This is a genomic window from Peribacillus sp. NPDC058075, assembly GCF_042885195.1.
Lineage (GTDB): Bacteria > Bacillota > Bacilli > Bacillales > DSM-1321 > Peribacillus.
On the sequence record NZ_JBHVSL010000001.1, the window covers coordinates 2607289 to 2628057 of the forward strand.

The following is a 20769-nucleotide window of genomic DNA, read 5'->3' on the forward strand; positions in this document are numbered from 1 at the left end:
TACTTCGAATATACAGGTCTCTTATGCTGAAAACTTTTCAAAAAGCTCTAGGAAAAAAGAGCATGGACCAATAAATGTGGTCATTTAACTAAAAAAGAAAGGGAGAACCCTATTACATATGGGTTCTCCCTTTCTTTTATTTACATGATTCTCTTGAACATTTTCTCCATTTCATAAATGGAATAAGAGATGATGATAGGTCTTCCATGCGGGCATGTGAAGGGATCGGTTGTCCGTCTTAATTCATCCAACAGCGCTTGGATTTCATCATTGCGCAGATGGCGGTTTGCCTTTATGGAGGCTTTACAGCTCATCATGATAGCTGCTTCTTCGCGCAATTTTTTGATGTCGACCTTTTTCATCGAGAGCAATTGTTCAATCATTTCCTCAAGGATTTCCTGTTCAATTCCCTTAGGGAACCATTGAGGATGCGATCGGACAATATAGGCGTTGTAGCCAAACTCCTCTAAATAGACGCCGACTTTTTCCAACTCATGCCGATATTCATTTATCCGGATACATTGGTCTGTTGAAAATTCTAGGGTGATGGGAACCAGCATGTCCTGTAGCTCGTTTTCAACACGCCCGACCTTCTCTTTAAAATATTCGTATTTGATCCGTTCCTGGGCAGCATGCTGGTCAATGATATATAAACCTTTTTCGTTTTGGGCGAAAATATATGTTCCATGCATTTGCCCAATCGGGTACATGGGAGGAATGCGGTTAGCATGTTCATTCGCCTCGATTTCTTCCTCTTGTTCGACCGTGTAGGTGGTATACTTTTCAGCTGACTCGAAATATGGTTTGCTTTCATCATCTTGTAAGACCGGTACATAGGCATCTTCCATTTGCTGCTGTTCAGTGCTATAGATTATTTCCTTTATTGGTTCAAGATTGAAATCTTCATTATGATCCACGTAATTCTTTTGTTCCTGCTTTTCCCGGATCAAGGTATCCTTCAAGAGGGAAGCTTCTTTCTTGGCTTCTTCGAGGACCCGCTTGCCGCTTTCAACAACATGGTCCAATTCCAGAGTGGTTTGCTCACTTTTCACTTGTTCCGGCTTTGCTGCAGGTGTATATCCACTTGGAATTAGAGACATCTTTTTAAACGAAGATTTGATCGTTTCCGATACAAGACTGAACAATTCCTGTTCCTTGCTGAGTCTTACCTCCATTTTGGACGGATGTACATTGACATCGACAAGAATCGGGTCCATTTCAATATTCAGCAAAGCGATTGGAAAACGCCCTATTGGTAGAAGTGTATGGTACCCATCCAATATTGCTTTCACGAGCGCATAGTTTTTAATGAAGCGCCCGTTTATCATGGTTGAAATATAATTCCTTGAAGCCCGGGTGATTTCGGGCATGACGATATATCCGGATAATTTGAAATCCAGTGAGCTTACCTGAACCGGAATCATCTTTTTGGCAATATTCGTACCATAGATTGCGGCCAGCACCTGCCTGACATCACCGTTACCATTCGTATGGAGGATACGCTTCTCATTGTGTGTTAACCGTATAGAAACATCGGGATGTGAAAGTGCGAGCCTGTTAGCGACATCCGTAATATTTCCTAGCTCGGTATGAATGGTTTTCATATATTTCAACCTTGCAGGGGTATTGTAAAACAAGTCGGAAACAAGAATATCCGTTCCTTTACGGCTGGATGAAGCCTCAAGTTCCTTAACCATGCCGCCTTCAAGAAGTATGCGCGTTCCTACACCTTCGCCAGTGCTGCTTTTCATTTCAAAACGGGAAACTGAAGCAATACTGGGCATTGCTTCTCCGCGGAAGCCGAGTGTTCGGATTCGGAAGAGATCATTTTCATCTTTTATTTTACTTGTGGCGTGACGTTTAAATGCCGCTTCTATGTCATCAGCCAAAATCCCATCGCCATTATCCACGATCCTAATGGAACCGAGTCCCGCCTCCACCAATTCAATCTCTATAATGGTGCTGTTTGCATCTATTGCGTTTTCCACAAGTTCCTTAACGACTGAGGCTGGGCGTTCAACAACTTCGCCAGCTGCGATTTTATTAGATAAAGCCTCGTCGAGCTGTATGATTTTTCCCATTTTTATCGCCTCGCTTTAATTCTCATTTAAGTTTCTTTTGTAACTTATAAAGGGTATTCATCGCCTCAAGCGGCGTCATTTCAAGGATATCCAATGATTTTATGTCATCGAGCACCTTTTTTTCCTTAGGCGAGGAATCCATTTTTCCTTTAGGAGCCTCTTCCCCAAAGAAGGAAAGCTGTGCCTCATTGACGGATGTTACCGGGGCGACTTCGGCAATAGGTGCTTTTACAGCAGCAGGCTGTTCAGCCATCCCCTTTGCCTGTCCATTTTCATTTTCCAGCTGGGCTAAAATAGCGGCCGCCCGATCTATTAACTGCTCCGGTAAATCAGCTAGCTTTGCCACATGAATTCCATAGCTTTTATCTGCTGGACCTTCTTTAATTTTATGAAGGAAAACGACATTTCCATTTTGCTCAATGGCACTGACATGGATATTTTTCAATTTTGGCAGTTCCTCTGACAGCACTGTCAATTCGTGATAATGAGTCGAAAAGAGAGTCTTTGCCCCAATTTCCTCATGAATATATTCAATGATGGCCTGGGCAAGCGCCATCCCGTCATATGTTGATGTTCCCCGCCCGATTTCATCAAATAATATCAAACTGTTTTCTGTCGCATTCATGATGGCATTTCTAGCTTCAAGCATCTCGACCATGAATGTACTTTGGCCGGAAATCAAATCATCTGCCGCGCCAATCCTAGTAAATACCTTATCAAAAATAGGCAATTCAGCTATACTTGCGGATACGAAGCATCCGATTTGCGCTAGAATCGATGTTAGCGCTATCTGACGCATATACGTACTTTTACCCGACATATTGGGCCCTGTGATCAAGAGTAACTCCCGGTCTCCATCCATGAAGCAGTCATTCGGGACATACTCCTGTGATTGAAGGACTTTCTCGACAACTGGATGCCGGCCTTCCTTCAGTACGATCCTTCGATCATCAGAAAAGACAGGCTTCACATAATGGCGTTCTTCGCTAATTGTCGCAAAGCACTGCAAGACATCCAGTTCACTTACACCTTTCGCTAAATCCTGTAAGCGTGGGATATAGCTTTTGACCTCTTCACGAAGATTGAGGAATAGGTCATATTCCAAACTGATGCTTTTTTCTTCTGCTTGTAAAATCAAAGCTTCCTTTTCTTTCAACTCAGGTGTGATATAACGTTCGGCATTCGTTAAAGTTTGCTTCCGTTCATAACGGCCTTCTTCAAGCAGATGCAAATTGGCTCGTGTGACTTCAATATAATAGCCAAAAACACGATTATATCCGATTTTCAATGATTTGATCCCTGTGCGTTCCCGCTCTTCCCGTTCAAGCTGTGCAATCCAAGTTTTCCCGTTTCTGCTGGCATCTCTGTATGTATCCAGCTCCTTATGGAAACCGTCCTGAATGATATTTCCTTCCTTCACGGACAATGGCGGGTTTTCTACAAGCGCAGTTTCAAGCAAATCCGTCACTTCTTCGCAAGGATCCAATTTATCGGCCAGAATTGAAATATCCTGATTTGAAGCCATTGACTTCACGATTTCCCGAATGATCGGCACCTGTTGCAATGAACGCTTCAGTTGGATCAAGTCCCGAGCGTTTACATTCCCGAAGGCCACCCTTCCGGCAAGCCGCTCCAAGTCGTACACTTCCTTCAGGCGTTCACGTAAGTCCTGCCGTTCGAAGTATTGATTTTTCAGGGTTTCAACAAGGCTTTGTCTCCGCTCGATTTGTTTTTTATTAATGAGCGGTCTATCAATCCATTGTTTCAACATTCTTCCGCCCATGGCTGTTTTCGTTTCATCAAGCAGCCATAATAATGAGCCTTTTTTACCTTTGGAACGAATGGTTTCAGTTAATTCCAAATTACGTTTGCTATAATAATCAATTTTCATATATTGTGATGTTTCATATGCAAGCACTGGCTGTAAATGATCCAAGCTGCGTTTTTGGGTCCGGTAAAGATAATTCAATAAACGTGAGGTCGTTGTCGCCAGCTTCTGGTCTTTTAACAAATGAAGCAATGTAGCGAATGACTCGCTTTGATCCAAATTATTCTCTAGGGATAGAGCGGCAGCGCCCCGTTCTTGCAGCTTTTTTTTCCATTCTTCATTGAAATCCTCAGCAATGACCACTTCACTTGCACCAAGGATGGCAAATTCATTCAGAACTTCCTCGAAACTCTCAATTAAAGTGACCTTATTTTCCCCTGTCGATAAATCATTGTATCCAAAGCCAAACTGACCATCCGTAAAATAAGTGATCGTAGCAATATAATTATTTTCCTTTTCACGAAGACCCTTACTATCCATTTTCGTTCCCGGAGTAATCAGCTGGACAACTTCCCTGCGTACCACGCCTTTGGCTTGCTTCGGATCTTCGGTTTGTTCACAAATAGCTACTTTAAAACCTTTTTCTATCAATATATCAATATAATTAGCAGCCGAGTGATACGGAATGCCGCACATGGGAATTCGCTCTTCACTACCGCCTTCTCGACTTGTTAATGTGATTTCGAGCTCTTGAGATGCATTCAGTGCATCGTCAAAAAACATTTCATAAAAATCGCCTAAACGAAAAAATAAAAAGGCATCCTGATACTCTGCCTTAATTTTTAAATATTGCTGTATCATCGGAGTATATCCAGCCATTCCTTCAAAACCTTTCCAAACTATAATCTATTACACATTTATGTCCTTCATTATAACATACGGGAAAGCAACATTGCCTGTATTCGAAATTGCATGGTAAATCAATTATCCTTTAATTTGTAGCTAGCTGTATCTGCAAAGCCATTCGCACGGTTATAGTAACATTGCATTCCTATATTTTTCTCATAGCCAGATCTGCAAAGGACTTGTCCCGCTTCAAATTAAATAAAACCGGATGAAGGGAATGTCATCCGGTATTAATTTCTATATTCTATTCGTCTTCGAATTCATCAAGGAAATCCGGATCTAAATCTTCGAAATCCTCATCATCGAAATCAGAGCCCCAGTCATCCTCACAGCGGCCATCTGGACTTACAGCGACACAAATTTTCGTTTCGCCGACGACTTCCACAAAGAATTCCCTTTCCACATGGACAATGATTTTTTGTCCACATGGGGAGATGCAAGCTTCTAAACAATTCGGCTGTTGGACAGCTTTTGCAACGATTTCATGGTCATCAAGACAATCGGGATCACGGTATTTCAGCGAAATAACGTCGGTATATTGCACTTTTTCAGTTACAACTTCCGTCTTCGAATTTTGGTTATAGGAATACCAGACGTTGATTTCGTAGCTGCCGTGAATTTCTACCTTTTTGCCGACTTTCTTTGCATCGTATTTATGGTTGATGATCCAACAACCTAGAATGCTAGAAGGATGATGAGCCGGGCAAATGGTGTGAGAGGACTTTGTGAATTTGCGTCCTTTTGCCACCACCGCTTTAGTAATTATCTCTCTATATTGTGACATGCTAGCGAACCCTCCTCATACAGTTTCCATTCATCCTATGCGTGGTAAAAGTCTAGTGTGCGTAGAATTTTAATTGTTTGAAAACTGCTGTAATGTTTTAAACCTAGGTTATTTTATGCGCATGTTTTGGGATATGTGTCACGAATGGGCACTGTATAAGGATTTCTGCATCTAAAAAAAGCCCTTCTGAAATCAGAAGGGCTTTTTGATATTCATGAACAGCTTCCGCCGCCTGCTTGTACCTTTGAACCTGTCTCACCGCGAAGGACGTCACCTTCAGTCGATTCAATAATCAAGTCCGTCACCTTATTCGATACCTGTGAGGAAACCATTTGTAAAAGGTCATTTACATCCACTTGGGATTGTTTGAATTCTTGCACGATCGGAAGTTCATCCAATTGTTTTTCCAGTGCATCAATTTTGGCCTGTACTTGACTGTATGCTTTCTCTTTGCCATAATGCTGGAAGTTTACAGCCTGTTTTTGTAAGCTCTTGATGCTGGCGATCATTTCACGGATTTTTTGATTTTCATTGATGTGAGCTTCTGCCCGTTTAAAGAAATCGACTTCTTCCGTGCTTGCGATCATTTCAGCAAGCTCGGCAGCTTTGTTCAGAATGTCATCTTTAGTATATTTCGTCATATTACTCCACCTCAATCGCCGTTGCTTCTTCAACCATATCTCCATTCAGTGACCATGTTTTCGTTCCGGTGATTTTCACTTTTACGATTTGGCCAATGGCGGATTTTGGTCCTTTGAAGTTCACGAGCTTATTTTTCGTTGTATAACCTGCCAATACTTCCGCATTCTTCTTGCTTTCGCCTTCAACGAGCACTTCAACAATCTGCCCATCATACTCCTTCATTTTCAATGCACACGTTTCATTGACAAGGGCGTTCAAGCGTTGCAGACGTTCCTTTTTCACTTCCATTGGTACATTATCCTGCATTTTCGCAGCCGGTGTTCCCTCACGTGGTGAATAGATGTAAGTATATGCCGCATCGAAACCAACTTCACGGTATAATGACATCGTTTCTTCAAAGTGCTCTTCCGTTTCATTCGGATAGCCTACAATGATGTCAGTGGTTAGCGATGCACCTGGGATGGCTTCCTTGATTTTTTTTACTAGCTCTAAATATTGTTCACGTGTATATTTACGGGCCATGATTTTAAGTGTGTCCGTACTTCCCGATTGAACTGGGAGATGGATATGGTCAACGAGATTGCCGCCCTTCGCCAATACTTCAATCAAGTGATCATCGAAATCACGGGGATGGCTTGTCGTAAAACGAATACGCGGAATATCGATTTTGCGGATTTCATCCATCAAATCACCGAAACGGTATTCGATATCCGTAAAATCTTTACCATAAGCATTCACATTCTGTCCAAGCAGGGTTATTTCCTTGTAACCCTGTGCCGCTAAATGACGGACTTCCTGTATGATATCTCCAGGCCTGCGGCTTCTTTCTTTCCCTCTTGTGTACGGTACGATGCAGTATGTACAAAACTTATCGCAGCCATACATGATATTGACCCATGCCTTCGTTTTTCCTTTACGCACTTTCGGAAGGTTCTCGATTACATCACCTTCTTTAGACCAAACCTCAATGACCATTTCCTTGGAAAGATAAGCTTCATTAAGAATTTGCGGGAGGCGGTGGATATTATGCGTTCCGAAAATCATATCTACAAAATGGTGCTTCTCTAATATCCGCTTTACAACTGACTCCTCTTGTGACATACAACCGCAAACCCCAAGCAATAGATCCGGCTTTTCCAATTTCAATGATTTTAAATGCCCCAATTCACCGAACACTTTATTCTCTGCGCCTTCCCGAATTGCACAAGTGTTAAGTAAAATGACGTTAGCATCATCCACCGTGTCTGTCGGCTGATAACCAAGTGCCATAAAGATGCCCGCCATGACTTCTGTATCATGTTCGTTCATTTGACAGCCATAAGTACGAATATAAAACTTTTTACCTTCTCCCATTCCACGGAAACCTTCAGGAATGGCAAAGTCATCATGATATTCTACTTCTTCTTTGCCTCGCTTTTTCGCATCTTTTAAGGAAGGCGGAATATAAACGGCTTGAAAGTACTTACTGAAGTCCTTTTCGGATTTTTTGTCCGCTGGATTCTCAGCCTGTACTTGTTGTGATTCTAATCGTTGTTTCTCGTTCATAGTTAATCTCCTTTCAAAATAGTTAGTTTATTTCTTTCACCAACTATTTCAAGACCTATCTTCTAATGGTTTTATACGGATTCCTTTTTAGGAATCACCAGTAAATACTTGCTTTTAAGTGTGATATATCCACATTATTATAGTATAAAGCTTTTAACAGCAAGAAACAATCATTCTGACATGGCTTCTTTAAATGTAAGAAATTTTTCACAAATACAGAAAATAAGAACATGAAAGAAGAGGCTAAAACGAAATTAGCCCCTTCTTATTAAAATAATAGGATGATATTATTCCTTACAGCTATTTCTAAAGCATACCATGCAATTTACTCTTGAATTTGAGCGATTTACTCGTGAATTTGGGCGTTTTACTCGTGAGTTTGACCGCTTTACTCGTGAATTTGGGCACTTTACTCGTGAGTTTGGGCACTTTACTCGTGAATTTGGGCGTTTTACTCGTGAGTTTGACCGCTTTACTCGTGAGTTTGGGCACTTTACTCGTGAGTTTGGGCACTATACTCGTGAGTTTGGGCACTTTACTCGTGAGTTTGGGCACTTTACTCGTGAGTTTGGGCACTTTACTCGTGAGTTTGGGCGTTTTACTCGTGAGTTTGGGCGTTTTACTAGTGAATTTGGGCACTTTACTCGTGAGTTTGCGTTTTACTCGTGAGTTTGCGTTTTACTCGTGAATTTGGGCACTTTACTCGTGAGTTTGCGTTTTACTCGTAAACCTTCTCACTCTTTAAGGTATCAGGAGAACCTTACCACACTGACCTTTGATCATCAGTTCAAATCCCTTTTCAAAATCGCTTAGTGAAAAACGGTGGGTAATCATTGGTTTTACATCAACCTTGCCGCTTTCAAGCAGGCTTGAAACCTGTTGCCAGGTTGAAAACATCTTCCTTCCCGTTATTCCCTGGACAGTAAGGCCCTTGAATACTATATCCTCCGTTATATTAAGGGTGACGGGCTTAGTAGGCAAACTTAGAATGGATATTCTTCCACCATTTGTCGCCATCTTAAACCCTTGTTGGATAGCCGCCGGATTACCGCTCATTTCGCAAACGACATCCACCCCATCGGCACTTGTCAGGCTTTTCGTGATTTTCAATGGATCCTGTTTAATTGAATGAATGAGGTCTGTAGCACCCATCTTTTTGGCAAGCTGCAGTCGATAATCATTAATATCAAGAGCGATTACTTTATCAGCACCCGCGGCCTTTGCTACAGCAATCGCCATAAGTCCAATTGGGCCACAACCGATTATTGCCACCGTTTTACCCAGCACCTCGCCAGCTAGCACGGAATGGACTGCATTACCCATCGGTTCTTGGATGGTAGCTATATCGAGTGGCATATCACTTGGGTTTTTCCATAAATTTTTGGCTGGCAGAGCTATATACTCTGCAAAGCATCCTTGTTTATCAACACCGATAATGTTTGTTTTTTTACAAATATGGAATTGACCGGTTAAGCACTGCCTGCATGTACCGCAAACGATATGTGTTTCGGCAGATACGCAATCACCAAGCGAAACATTGCTTACACTTGCCCCTATCTCCATTACTTCCCCAGCAAATTCGTGCCCAAATACATATGGTGGACTCACTCTTCCCTGCGACCATTCATCCCAGGTGAAAATATGAATATCCGTTCCGCAGATCGAGGTCATTTTCACCCGAATCAAGACCTCGTTATCACGAATATCCGGTATATCGACAACTTGTAACTGTGCCCCATAACCTCGGTGGTGTTTGACGACGGCTTTCATTTTACCTCTCAACATGTACATTCCCCCTGAAATAGGGCTGCTCACTTCATATTCCTTAATATGTAAAATATATGAAAAATCCGTCACGAAAATACCATAATCGCTTTTCACATTAATAATGATAATTTTTAGGGCATTCGTACATTTTTGTTAAATGGGTCATGTTTCTATAGCATCTCGTACGCTCTTGAATAAGATATCTTGTACAAACAAACAAAAATTATGAAGGAGTGACTTATATGTCATGTGGATGCAATAATCATGATCATCATGATCATCATGATCATCATGATAACCGCAATAATAACGACAGAATCGCAGACGATTTTTGTCGTGCGGTGAGGGGCTGTAATAAACGCGACCGCGACCGCGACCGGGATCGGGACCGCGATCGGGACCGCGATCGGGACCGCGATCGGGACCGCAATCGCGACTGTGATCGGGACCGCGATCGAGACCGCGATCGGGACCGCGGTCGTCATGAACGTTGTTGTTGTAGAAGAAGGAATCGTTGTTGCTTCGGTTTCGGTGGCGGTTTCTGTGGCGGTTTCGGTGGCCGTTGCGGTTTTTAACCGTAACTTCGGCGGATGCAACAACGGTTGTTAAGCTAAGCCAGTCGAAAGTCTTCTAGCATGTGGCACATCTACTGGAGAGCCTAATAATTAACCACAAAAAAGGTTCACCCCATCTTAAGGGGTGAACCTTTTACCTTTTACATAAATTCAGCGACAAGCTTATCAAAGTGCGCTTGATCAAGAGTCAAATCTGATTTATTTAACGCTTTTTCAGCATACCCTGGCACTAATTCCTGGTACGAAGGGCGCGAAGAGTCTTGATAAATAATCCCTGTCACAAGGCTGTCATGCTGCATCAAAGTCTGCATGGCCTGTTCTTTATTTGATGAATCATAGTCTTCAATCGTGTTCAATTTAGTCAAGTTTTGTTTAAACCAGTCATACGTATTGATTTTATTGTATGTTACGCAAGGAGAGAAAACATTGATAAAGGAGAACCCTTTATGGTTTATCCCTGCTTCAATGATCGCCGTCAGGTCTTTCAAGTCTGTGGAAAAGCTTTGGGCGACAAACGTAGCGCCAGCTGATAAAGCTAATTCCATAGGTGAAACAGCCTGTTCTATCGATCCTTCTGGAGTGGATTTCGTTTTAAATCCAGCAGCGGACCTCGGAGAAGTCTGGCCTTTTGTCAATCCATATATTTGGTTATCCATGACAATATAGGTAATGTCGATATTACGGCGGATCGCATGGATGGTGTGTCCCATCCCGATTGCAAAACCATCTCCATCTCCGCCTGAAGCTATAACGGTCAATTCACGATTGGCCATTTTTACGCCTTGGGCAATTGGCAGTGAGCGGCCATGGATGCCGTGGAAACCATATGACTTGATGTAACCGGAAATACGCCCTGAACAGCCGATTCCGGAAACAACAGCCAAATTCTCCGGCTCCAATCCCACATTCGCTGCCGCACGCTGCATGGCAGCCTGAACGGAGAAATCTCCGCAGCCAGGACACCAGTTAGGTTTTACATCATTCCGAAACTCTTTAAACGTTGCCATATTCGAACATCTCCTTGCATTGTGTGTGAATTTCATGCGGGAGGAATGGATTGCCATCATATTTTAGGATGCTTTTAATTTTATTAACATGTCCGACATTCATCTTGATAATATTAGCCAATTGTCCAGTCGCATTATTTTCAATAACTACTACTTTCTTAGCTCTTTGCACCAATGATAGGACTTCATCAGCTGGGAAAGGATGAATCAAACGGATTTGCGCATGATTCACTTTCATTCCATCCGTTTCTAACCGGCCGATCGCTTCATCAATCGTCCCGCGTGTTGAGTTAAAGCCAAGAATTAATAAATCCGCTTCTTCATGCGGTGTGTTTTTGTATACTGGTGTTTGGAATGTGTTAGTTAAATTATTCAGCTTACGCATCCGTTTATCCATTTGCAATTTACGATTCAAAGCCGTCTCGGAAGGTCTGCCCGTTTCATCATGTTCAACACCAGTAACATGGTGAATTCCATTTTTCATTCCAGGCACCACACGCGGTGAGACTCCGTCTTCCGTTACTTCATAACGCTTGAAATAAGATTTGTCTTCAGCCTCTTCAATTTCAAAGTCCACCAATTTACCGCGTCTTATCTCCACTTTGCCGTAATCAAGCGGCTGAACCGTTTGTTTACCTAATGATAGCTGTAAGTCGGATAGAACGATAACTGGACATTGATATTCCTCTGCAAGGTTGAATGCTTCCGCCGTATCATAAAATGCTTCCTCAACTGTACTCGGAGCCATGACGATTTTAGGTATTTCACCATGTGTACCATAAATCATGGCCATTAAATCGGATTGCTCCTGTTTTGTAGGAAGTCCCGTAGATGGACCGCCACGTTGAGTATCGACGATGACAATTGGCGTTTCGGTAATGCCCGCTAAACCAATCGCTTCCATTTTCAAGGATAGTCCAGGTCCAGCTGAAGCTGTGATGGCACGTACGCCGCCATAGTTTGCACCGATGGCCATTGTAGCCGCCGCGATCTCATCTTCAGTCTGGATGACCGTTCCGCCAAATTGAGGAAGTTTTTTTATTAAGTATTCCATAATTTCCGAGGCAGGAGTAATCGGGTAAGCTGCCATAAAGCGGCAACCGCCTGCAACTGCACCTAAAGCGATAGCATCGTTTCCAATCATGAACATTCGTTTTTGGCCGTCTGCCTTTTCCAGCTCCATGGCGCCCAGTTTTTCTCCAAGCAACACTTCCATTGCCTTATAGCCAGCAGTAATGGCATCCATATTCTTCTTAACGATTTCTTCACCCTTACGGCCGAATATTTCATCAACCACATCGTTGAATACGGAAATTTCCATTCCTAGAACAGCACATGTCGCACCGATGGCGACCATATTTTTCATTAATGATGTTCCTAATTCGGCTGCTATTTCCGTAAAGGGAACAATATATAATTCTGCCTTTGTATCTTCTGGGCAGACAGGTTTGAATTTTGCATCTGCAATTATGATGCCACCCTCATGTAATTCTTTATAATTGACGTCAATCGTTTCTTGGTCAAAAGCAACTAAGATGTCTAAATCATCAGAGATAGCACGAGTTTCCGTAGTACTAACACGAATTTTGTTATTCGTGTGTCCACCCTTGATTCGGGATGAGAAATGACGGTAGCCATACAAGTAATAACCTAAGCGATTGAGGGCAATACAGAATATTTCTCCTGTACTTTCAATACCTTCACCTTGTTGTCCGCCAACTTTCCATGAAAGTTGATTGATCATGTCTTACACTCCTTTAGGACGTTCGTATATAAATGCATTTAACCGCACCTCTCTTCAGAACATTCAACTATGTAAAATTATCGTTCTAATTTAGGAAAGGTGTACTAAACGCTTTCAATTCTATCGGTTAAATCAACAAATTGCAACCTTTTTGCTTTTATTTTTTATATTTTCAGAATATTTATTCATATCTATATAGTAAGAATTGAAAATCACTTAAGATATTTCCTTTTCTAGCGGAAAATTACGAGTGAAATTATCAAAAAGGAGACCTTTTACAAACTCACTGGAATAAAGCCTGTTCAGTTCATTGATTAAGTTATGATAATCCTTATATGACATCAAATTCTCTACCATATGATCGATTCCATCGAAGTCAGACCCTAATCCAATTTGTCTTTCCCCTCCCAAACTGCATATATGCTCAATATGTTTCAGGATATCCTTGATCGAAGCCGATTCACCATTTGCCAGAAATTGCGGGACAAAGGTTACGCCGATCACACCATTTTTCTGCAAAAGGGCTTTTATCTGCCCGTCTTTTAAATTTCGCGGATGCGGACAAAGATGGTAAGCATTCGAATGGGAGGCAATTGGGAATTTCGCCAAATTTAAGGTGTCCCAAAATCCCGCTTCGGATAAATGGGATAAATCGCACCAAATCGACTTCTCATTCAATTGCGCGACCACCTCGGTTCCAAACCCTGTCAAGCCGCCCCCTCTTGTTTCTAATGCCCCATCCGCTACCAAGTTAGCGTAATTCCAAGTTAGGCCTACGGAGGACACTCCAAGATGAATAAGGGTTTTCAGCTTCAATAAATCATTCCCGATGCAATCGCACCCCTCCAAAGTTAGCATTGCACCTATTTCCTTTTCTTTTAAAGATTCGATGTCTGCCTTGGTCTTTATAAATTTCATTTCCGGCTCCGATAAAATCTTTTCATGAAAAATATCGACCATTGCCAAAGCAGCTTGAAATCTCATATCAGGGTGGACTTTTTCAGGAATATATATTGCAAAACATTGGACCTTTCCCCCTTCATCCAATAATCCCCGCTTATTTATATGTAACTTATCACTATTCGCAAAAGAAATATCCGGATCGATGAACATCTTCATCAGTACATCACAATGGGCATCAAAAATCGCCAATGTAATCCTCCTTCCTGTGCCTTTTTATGAACCTATATTCCATTATAAAGGGATATGGATTTTTCGTCATTTGGATTTCACGACAAAAAAGAGCCTGCTCGCCATCCGACAAACAGGGCATCCAAACATGGAATTATCTTGGTTCAATGATTAGTTTTATTGCCGTTCGCTCTTCGCCATCAATAAGTATATCTGTAAAGGCAGGAATACAAATCAAGTCAACTCCACTAGGTGCGACAAACCCTCTTGCGATTGCTACTGCCTTGACGGCTTGATTTAACGCACCTGCACCGATGGCTTGAATTTCGGCTGCTCCTCTTTCCCTGAGCACTCCCGCTAGTGCGCCTGCTACAGAATTAGGATTAGATTTTGCTGAAACTTTTAATATTTCCATTCCTAGTCCTCCTTGTTTTCCCTGCCGATTCTAACTTGGCTCAATAGTTATAACACTTTCCACTGCTACTATATTCATCAAGTAAAACTTGTATGACAAAGAAAACCGGGATTGTCCACCATTTATTAATGAATGGAAAAACGGATGGCCAGTTGACTGTCCATCCGTTCGAATCAATGATAAAAGGGATGATCTTCGTTAATCAGTATCCTTTCTATTTTTTTAGCCTTGCCAGTTTTATCATCAATTTCAAGCAGAATTCCGCTTAATAGGGTCCGCCCCTCTTTTGGCACTTCGAAACGAACCGGAAGGCTGGTTAGGAACCGATGGATGACTGCATCTCTTCCCATACCAAGGATGCCATCATAGGGTCCTGTCATGCCCACATCAGATATGTAAGCGGTGCCTCCAGGCAGTATACGGTTATCTGCTGTCTGGACGTGTGTGTGTGTCCCGACAACAGCTGTAACCTTCCCATCCAAGAACCACCCCATAGCCTGCTTTTCACTTGTAGCTTCTCCATGAAAATCGACAAAGATGATTGGTGTCTTTTTTTGAGCCTCTGCCACGAGTTCTTCAGCCTTTTTGAACGGACAATCCAAATCCGGCATGAATGTTCTCGCTTGCAAATTGATGACTGCTATTTCATATTGGTTCAATTTTAAAAATTTCATTCCTTCACCAGGTACCCCGTCTGGAAAGTTCGCAGGACGGACGAGATATTTCGCTTCATCGATAAAATTGAAAATATCACGATTATCCCATGTATGATTTCCCATGGTCACCGCCTGCGCTCCCCACTCTAAAAAACTGCGGTAAATCTTTTCTGTAATTCCCCGGCCACTTGCTGCATTCTCGCCATTGATGACCGTTATGTGCGGGCGATACTTTTCTTTTAACTTAGGAAGGTATTCTTGGACCATATCACGACCAGGAGACCCCACTACATCTCCAATAAATAGCAATTTCATTGTAAAACCCTTTCTGGAATCACCTAATTATATGAATTATTCAAGTATGTATTGTAACATAATTTGGGGTAATTATAAGAATTACGCAAGTCGATTAACATCCGAAAAAGAAAAAACGAAGTGGTTTCACCACTTCGTCTTTCATTAACGATTATTTAGCGTATTCTACTGCTCTTGTTTCACGGATGACCGTGACTTTTATATGACCAGGGTAATCGAGCTCTTCTTCAATCCTTTTCCGGATATCACGTGCGAGTCGATGGGCCGAAAGATCATCAATTTGTTCTGGTTTCACTAGAATCCGCACTTCTCGTCCGGCTTGAATCGCAAATGATTTTTCCACTCCATCATAGGATTCGGAAATTTCCTCAAGTTTTTCAAGTCTTCTAATGTAATTTTCAAGCGTTTCACTTCTAGCTCCCGGTCTTGCAGCTGATAATGCATCAGCGGCAGCCACAAGCACTGAAATGATGGAAGTTGGTTCCGTATCGCCATGATGTGAAGCGATGCTGTTAATGACAGTTGGGTGCTCTTTATATTTGGTTGCTAATTCAACGCCAATTTCAACGTGACTGCCTTCCACTTCATGATCAATCGCTTTCCCAATATCATGCAATAAACCTGCACGGCGGGCAAGAACTTCATCCTCACCAAGTTCAGCGGCCAGTAAACCTGAAAGCTGTGCCACTTCAATTGAATGTTTAAGTACGTTTTGCCCATAACTGGTACGGAACTTCAAACGTCCTAGTATTTTGATGAGATCTGGATGGAGACCGTGAACGCCAACTTCAAAAGTTGTTTGTTCACCAATTTCACGAATATGTTCATCCACCTCACGTCTTGCTTTGTCAACCATTTCTTCAATGCGGGCCGGATGGATCCGTCCGTCCTGAACAAGTTTCTCAAGAGCCAAGCGTGCCGTTTCCCGTCTAATTGGGTCGAATCCAGATAAAATGACAGCTTCAGGAGTATCATCGATAATAAGGTCAATACCTGTTAGCGTTTCTAACGTCCGGATATTTCGACCTTCACGTCCGATTATCCGTCCTTTCATTTCATCGTTTGGAAGATTTACTACAGAAACGGTGGTTTCTGCAACATGATCAGCCGCACAACGCTGAATGGCAAGAGAAAGAACTTCTTTTGCTTTTTTATCAGCTTCTTCTTTGGCACGGGTATCACTTTCTTTAATCATAAGCGCTACATCGTGAGCAAGCTCGTTTTCCATTCGGTCTATAATGATTGCTTTAGCTTCTTCACGAGTTAAACCGGAAACACGTTCAAGCTCTGTTTGCTGCTTACGAACCGTCTCGTCCACTTTGCTTTCCATCTCTTCAATATGCTGTTGTCTTTGGTTTAGAGAATCTTCTTTTTTCTCCAAAAGGCTTTCACGTTTGTCTAACGTTTCATCCTTGCGGTCCAGATTCTCTTCTCTTTGCAATAACCGATTTTCTTGTTTTTGTAATTCGTTCCTTCTTTCACGGGCTTCCCGATCCGAATCGGCACGAACTTTATGAATTTCATCTTTTGCTTCCAACAAGGCTTCTTTCTTAAGTGCTTCCGCTTCACGTTTTGCATCCTCAAGGATGTGTTCAGCAGAGCCCTTTGCCCCTGCTATTTTACTCTCAAATTTTGATTTGTGAATAAAATAACCAACAACTGCACCGACGATTAGGCCAAGCAAAGTGAAGATGATTGTCATGGGTTCCATCGTTTCACCTCCCCTTGCTATGAACTTTTTACATAAAATGTTGAACTGTCGGCAAGTACATTGCACATAAATTCAATATACAGCACTTAATTTTCAAAATTTTAGTTTGAAAAATTGTAAAATATACATATTAATTGTATAGTTGAGAATTTTTATTGTCAAGCGTTTGTCCCTTATGTATCAATGATTATTCAAGTTTTCTTAATATCAACCATCATAATGTACAGCATTCTTTATGGAAGAAGTCTGTAAATCTGATTTCAATGCCATTTATTCCGCTGAAAAATTTCACACTTTTCTCAAAATATATAGAAAAGGCCTAAGCGAACAAGCTTAGGCCTTTTCCAAATACCATTAATCAAGCAATTCAAAATGCTCTTCTGGCTCATTTTCTTCTGGCGGTAATTCATGCTCTCCATCGAGATTATAGTGATCTCTGATTTTTTGAGAAATTTCCTGAGCGATATCCTGATTTTCTTTCAAGAACAGCTTCGCATTTTCGCGGCCTTGTCCGACACGCTCTTCATTGTATGAATACCACGAACCGCTTTTAAGGACGATATCAAGATCTGCACCCATATCGATGATTTCACCTTCCTGGGAAATCCCTTGACCATACATGATGTCAACTTCTGCTTGACGGAATGGTGGAGCAACCTTGTTTTTTACAACCTTGATTTTCGTTTTATTACCGACGATTTCATTACCCTGTTTTAATTGTTCCGCACGGCGCACTTCCAGACGAACAGTTGAATAGAACTTCAATGCCCGGCCTCCCGGAGTCGTTTCTGGATTCCCAAACATAACACCGATTTTTTCACGGACTTGGTTAATGAAAATGGCAATGGTATTTGATTTATTAATGGCACCAGACAGTTTTCTAAGCGCCTGGGACATCATCCGCGCTTGAAGACCCATATGGGAATCTCCCATTTCGCCTTCAATTTCAGCTTTAGGAACAAGTGCTGCAACCGAATCAATGACAATGATATCTACAGCTCCACTTCGAACTAATGCTTCAGCGATCTCCAAGGCCTGTTCACCCGTATCAGGCTGTGAAAGAAGTAATTCATCTATATTCACACCAAGTTTTTCTGAATATGCTGGATCTAAAGCATGCTCTGCATCAATGAATGCAGCCGTGCCGCCAGTCTTTTGTACTTCTGCAATAGCATGTAATGCAACAGTCGTTTTACCGGAGCTTTCAGGTCCATATATCTCAATGACCCGGCCTCTTGGATATCCGCCCACTCCCAATGCTACGTCCAATGCTAAAGAACCGCTTGAAATCGTTGAAATCCTACGATCAGACTGTTCCCCAAGTTTCATAATAGAACCTTTACCAAATTGTTTTTCAATTTGTTTTAACGCCATATCTAAAGCCGCTTGACGATCACTCACTCAATTTCCTCCTCTATATTCAAATAATCGGCTGTCCGATTAAAGGTGTACTTACGTTAGCAATTATTCGAGATCAAAGTTTGCATCCTGTCTCAAAACCTATCTTTACTATATACTCTTTTTACTATTTTGCCAAGCAAAAAGTCGAACATTCATTCGTTTTTTTCTTTCGGGGCATTCTCTGTAAAAGAGCGTTTTTTCTTAAGGAAATCTCCATTTCCTTTCACTTGCTCTCTAAAAAAACATTTTCATTGAATTAACTTTTTTCTTTTTTTCCCTATTTTCCAAGAAACAAACTTCTTAAACCAAATAAAAAGCAGAGCTGTAAAAAGCTCTGCTTATAGCGTTATAAATCCCTTAATAGGTAATGACAGCCGTACTTCACACTCCGAATCCGGTTTTGCGCCCTGCTTCCGGAAAGATTCAACTCCTTGAAATGAGTGTTTCCATCCCGATAGGAAATGCCAATGAATACTGTCCCTACAGGCTTGCCTTCTTGTTCATCCGGACCTGCAACACCCGTAAAGCTTATGCCTACATCCGCATCGAGCTTGCTCCGGACATTAGAGGCCATTTCCATTGCACACTCACCGCTGACCACCCCATGCTCAGATATGGTATGATCGCTGACCCCAAGGACGTTCGACTTCGCATCATTCGTATAGCAGACAATTCCGCCTTTGAAGACTTTACCGGCACCCGGTATGGTTGTCAGCTGTTCTTGGAACATCCCTCCGGTCAAGCTTTCAGCTGCCGCAATTGAAAGCTTGCGGACCGTTAATTCTTTTACAAGTTCCTTTATTAGCGAAGTATTATCACTTCCATAATGGAACTTACCGACCCTGCTAAGAATTTCTTTTTCCGCTTCTAAAATAAGCTCTTCGCATTTTTCTTTAGAAGAGTCTTTAGCGGTAATCCTTAACGTCACTTCCCCTTCGGCTGCAAGCGGAGCAATTGTCGGATTCGTTTGATTGACAAGAAGATCCTCAATCACCGTTTCCAGTTCTGCTTCACCTATACCGTAGAACCGAAGAACCTTCGAATCGATCCGCTCATGCTTTTCCAGTTTATTCATGATCTTTTCATAACCATAACTTAAAAACATCGGCTCCATTTCACTTGGCGGACCAGGGAGAAGCATATATGTAATCCCAGATTTGGACAAGACCATTCCCGGAGCCATGCCATGATCGTTTACCAACACTTCACTGCCTTCTAAGACAAGGGCTTGCTTTTTGTTGTTTTCCGTCATCGGCCGTTCCCGTTTTTGAAAGTAAGCTTCAATGGATTGCAAAGCTTCATCATTAAAAACGAGCTTTTTCCCTATATGGCGAGCAATCGTTTCTTTCGTTAAATCATCTTTGGTAGGACCGAGTCCACCGGTAAAGACTATCAAGTTCGCCCTCGATTCAGCGATTTCTATAGCTTGTTGTAAACGGCGGTCGTTATCCCCTACCACAGTATGATAAAAAACGTTGATTCCCATTTCCGCAAACTGCTGCGATAAGAACCTTCCATTAGTGTTATTGATTTGTCCTAAAAGAAGCTCTGAGCCCACTGCAATGATTTCTGCATCCATCTTTTCAAAACCACCATTCGTTTTTACTTTGAATTAACAAATACTTCTTTGTTTTTTATAAAATAATCCATGCCTGACCAGATTGTAAAGATTAATGCAATCCACAATGCGATATTGGCAAATGGAAGTGAAATGAGGGCAAATGGAAGGTTATGCAGCAATAAAGCCGAAATAGAAACGATTTGTGCCCATGTTTTAATTTTACCAAGCTGGTTCGCTGCAACCACTTCCCCTGTACCCGCTAGCACTAAACGCAAACCGGTTACTGCAAACTCGCGGCTTATGATCACGATGGCGATCCATGATTGACCGTACATTAAATCTAGATCAACCAAAACGATTAAGGCAGCCGAAACCAGAAGCTTATCAGCCAGTGGATCTAAAAATTTCCCTAAATCAGTAATCATATTATATTTTCTGGCAAAATGGCCATCGATCCAATCCGTAGTGGAAGCGATAATAAAGAGGATGGCTCCAGCTAAGTGCGCAACTGGCAAACTGTATTCTCCCCAAGTCAGCGTCCCCCATGAAAAAGGAACGAGCATGATGATTAAAAATACTGGTATTAAACAGATTCTTGCTACTGTAATCTTATTAGGCAGATTCAAAACTTTTACCTCCAAAATTTACGCCTGCCATTCGGGCCTGCGTCTTAGATCTAAAATACGCTCTTATGTATAATTTAACTCAAAATCCAATCTTATATGCCGGGTTAATCCATTTCCCGACACCTTACTATTAT

17 protein-coding genes are annotated in these 20769 nt (G+C 41.9%); 1 reads left to right on the plus strand and 16 read right to left on the minus strand.

The window, feature by feature from the left end; translation table 11 throughout:
* Positions 1–140: 140 nt before the first annotated feature.
* From mutL to miaB, 5 genes are all read right to left on the minus strand, one after another.
* Positions 141–2081, minus strand: coding sequence for a DNA mismatch repair endonuclease MutL (gene mutL, locus ACFVS1_RS12945; protein ID WP_387547920.1), 1941 nt, complete (start codon positions 2079–2081; stop codon positions 141–143).
* A 22-nt stretch (positions 2082–2103) separates the two neighbouring features.
* Entirely contained in the window at positions 2104–4728 is a 2625-nt protein-coding gene (gene mutS, locus ACFVS1_RS12950) for a DNA mismatch repair protein MutS (RefSeq protein ID WP_387547922.1), read from the minus strand.
* Between the two features lie 271 nt (positions 4729–4999).
* The gene (locus ACFVS1_RS12955) at positions 5000–5539 is read right to left on the minus strand and encodes an outer spore coat protein CotE (protein WP_034313495.1); all 540 of its coding nucleotides are present in this window, start codon (positions 5537–5539) and stop codon (positions 5000–5002) included.
* Positions 5540–5751: 212 nt separating this feature from the next.
* A complete protein-coding gene (locus ACFVS1_RS12960; protein ID WP_101224709.1) occupies positions 5752–6180 on the minus strand; it encodes a YlbF/YmcA family competence regulator in 429 nt (142 codons plus the stop codon).
* Position 6181: 1 nt separating this feature from the next.
* Positions 6182–7726 carry a tRNA (N6-isopentenyl adenosine(37)-C2)-methylthiotransferase MiaB gene (miaB, locus tag ACFVS1_RS12965; RefSeq protein ID WP_352921358.1) on the minus strand — a complete coding sequence of 515 codons (1545 nt, stop codon included), beginning with the start codon at positions 7724–7726 and terminating at the stop codon, positions 6182–6184.
* Between the two features lie 318 nt (positions 7727–8044).
* Here miaB and ACFVS1_RS12970 point away from each other — a divergent pair, with 318 nt between their 5' ends.
* A complete protein-coding gene (locus tag ACFVS1_RS12970; protein WP_387547927.1) occupies positions 8045–8395 on the plus strand; it encodes a hypothetical protein in 351 nt (116 codons plus the stop codon).
* A gap of 72 nt (positions 8396–8467) precedes the next feature.
* On the opposite strand, the gene tdh is transcribed toward ACFVS1_RS12970, so the two are convergent.
* The 11 genes from tdh to pgsA all read right to left on the minus strand — a co-directional run bounded on the left by tdh (position 8468) and on the right by pgsA (position 20635).
* Positions 8468–9508 (minus strand): L-threonine 3-dehydrogenase, encoded by a 1041-nt coding sequence (tdh, locus tag ACFVS1_RS12975; RefSeq protein ID WP_387549347.1) that lies wholly within the window; start codon positions 9506–9508, stop codon positions 8468–8470.
* Between the two features lie 230 nt (positions 9509–9738).
* The gene (locus tag ACFVS1_RS12980; RefSeq protein WP_387547929.1) at positions 9739–10092 is read right to left on the minus strand and encodes a hypothetical protein; all 354 of its coding nucleotides are present in this window, start codon (positions 10090–10092) and stop codon (positions 9739–9741) included.
* 116 nt (positions 10093–10208) lie between these two features.
* Positions 10209–11075, minus strand: coding sequence for a 2-oxoacid:ferredoxin oxidoreductase subunit beta (locus ACFVS1_RS12985; protein WP_352921364.1), 867 nt, complete (start codon positions 11073–11075; stop codon positions 10209–10211).
* Positions 11062–12819: a 2-oxoacid:acceptor oxidoreductase subunit alpha gene (locus tag ACFVS1_RS12990; protein ID WP_352921366.1), complete on the minus strand. Its 1758-nt coding sequence runs from the start codon at positions 12817–12819 to the stop codon at positions 11062–11064. Before ACFVS1_RS12990 ends, ACFVS1_RS12985 begins: the two co-directional genes overlap by 14 nt.
* A gap of 216 nt (positions 12820–13035) precedes the next feature.
* Positions 13036–13971, minus strand: coding sequence for a dipeptidase (locus tag ACFVS1_RS12995; protein WP_387547931.1), 936 nt, complete (start codon positions 13969–13971; stop codon positions 13036–13038).
* A 133-nt stretch (positions 13972–14104) separates the two neighbouring features.
* Positions 14105–14365: a stage V sporulation protein SpoVS gene (spoVS, locus tag ACFVS1_RS13000; RefSeq protein ID WP_029281188.1), complete on the minus strand. Its 261-nt coding sequence runs from the start codon at positions 14363–14365 to the stop codon at positions 14105–14107.
* Between the two features lie 173 nt (positions 14366–14538).
* Positions 14539–15336: a TIGR00282 family metallophosphoesterase gene (locus tag ACFVS1_RS13005; protein ID WP_387547933.1), complete on the minus strand. Its 798-nt coding sequence runs from the start codon at positions 15334–15336 to the stop codon at positions 14539–14541.
* A gap of 151 nt (positions 15337–15487) precedes the next feature.
* Positions 15488–17047, minus strand: coding sequence for a ribonuclease Y (gene rny, locus ACFVS1_RS13010; RefSeq protein WP_063231807.1), 1560 nt, complete (start codon positions 17045–17047; stop codon positions 15488–15490).
* 354 nt (positions 17048–17401) lie between these two features.
* A complete protein-coding gene (recA, locus tag ACFVS1_RS13015) occupies positions 17402–18448 on the minus strand; it encodes a recombinase RecA (RefSeq protein WP_207437422.1) in 1047 nt (348 codons plus the stop codon).
* Positions 18449–18794: 346 nt separating this feature from the next.
* Positions 18795–20027 carry a competence/damage-inducible protein A gene (locus ACFVS1_RS13020; RefSeq protein WP_387547936.1) on the minus strand — a complete coding sequence of 411 codons (1233 nt, stop codon included), beginning with the start codon at positions 20025–20027 and terminating at the stop codon, positions 18795–18797.
* 23 nt (positions 20028–20050) lie between these two features.
* Positions 20051–20635 (minus strand): CDP-diacylglycerol--glycerol-3-phosphate 3-phosphatidyltransferase, encoded by a 585-nt coding sequence (gene pgsA, locus ACFVS1_RS13025; RefSeq protein WP_352921373.1) that lies wholly within the window; start codon positions 20633–20635, stop codon positions 20051–20053.
* Positions 20636–20769: the final 134 nt, after the last annotated feature.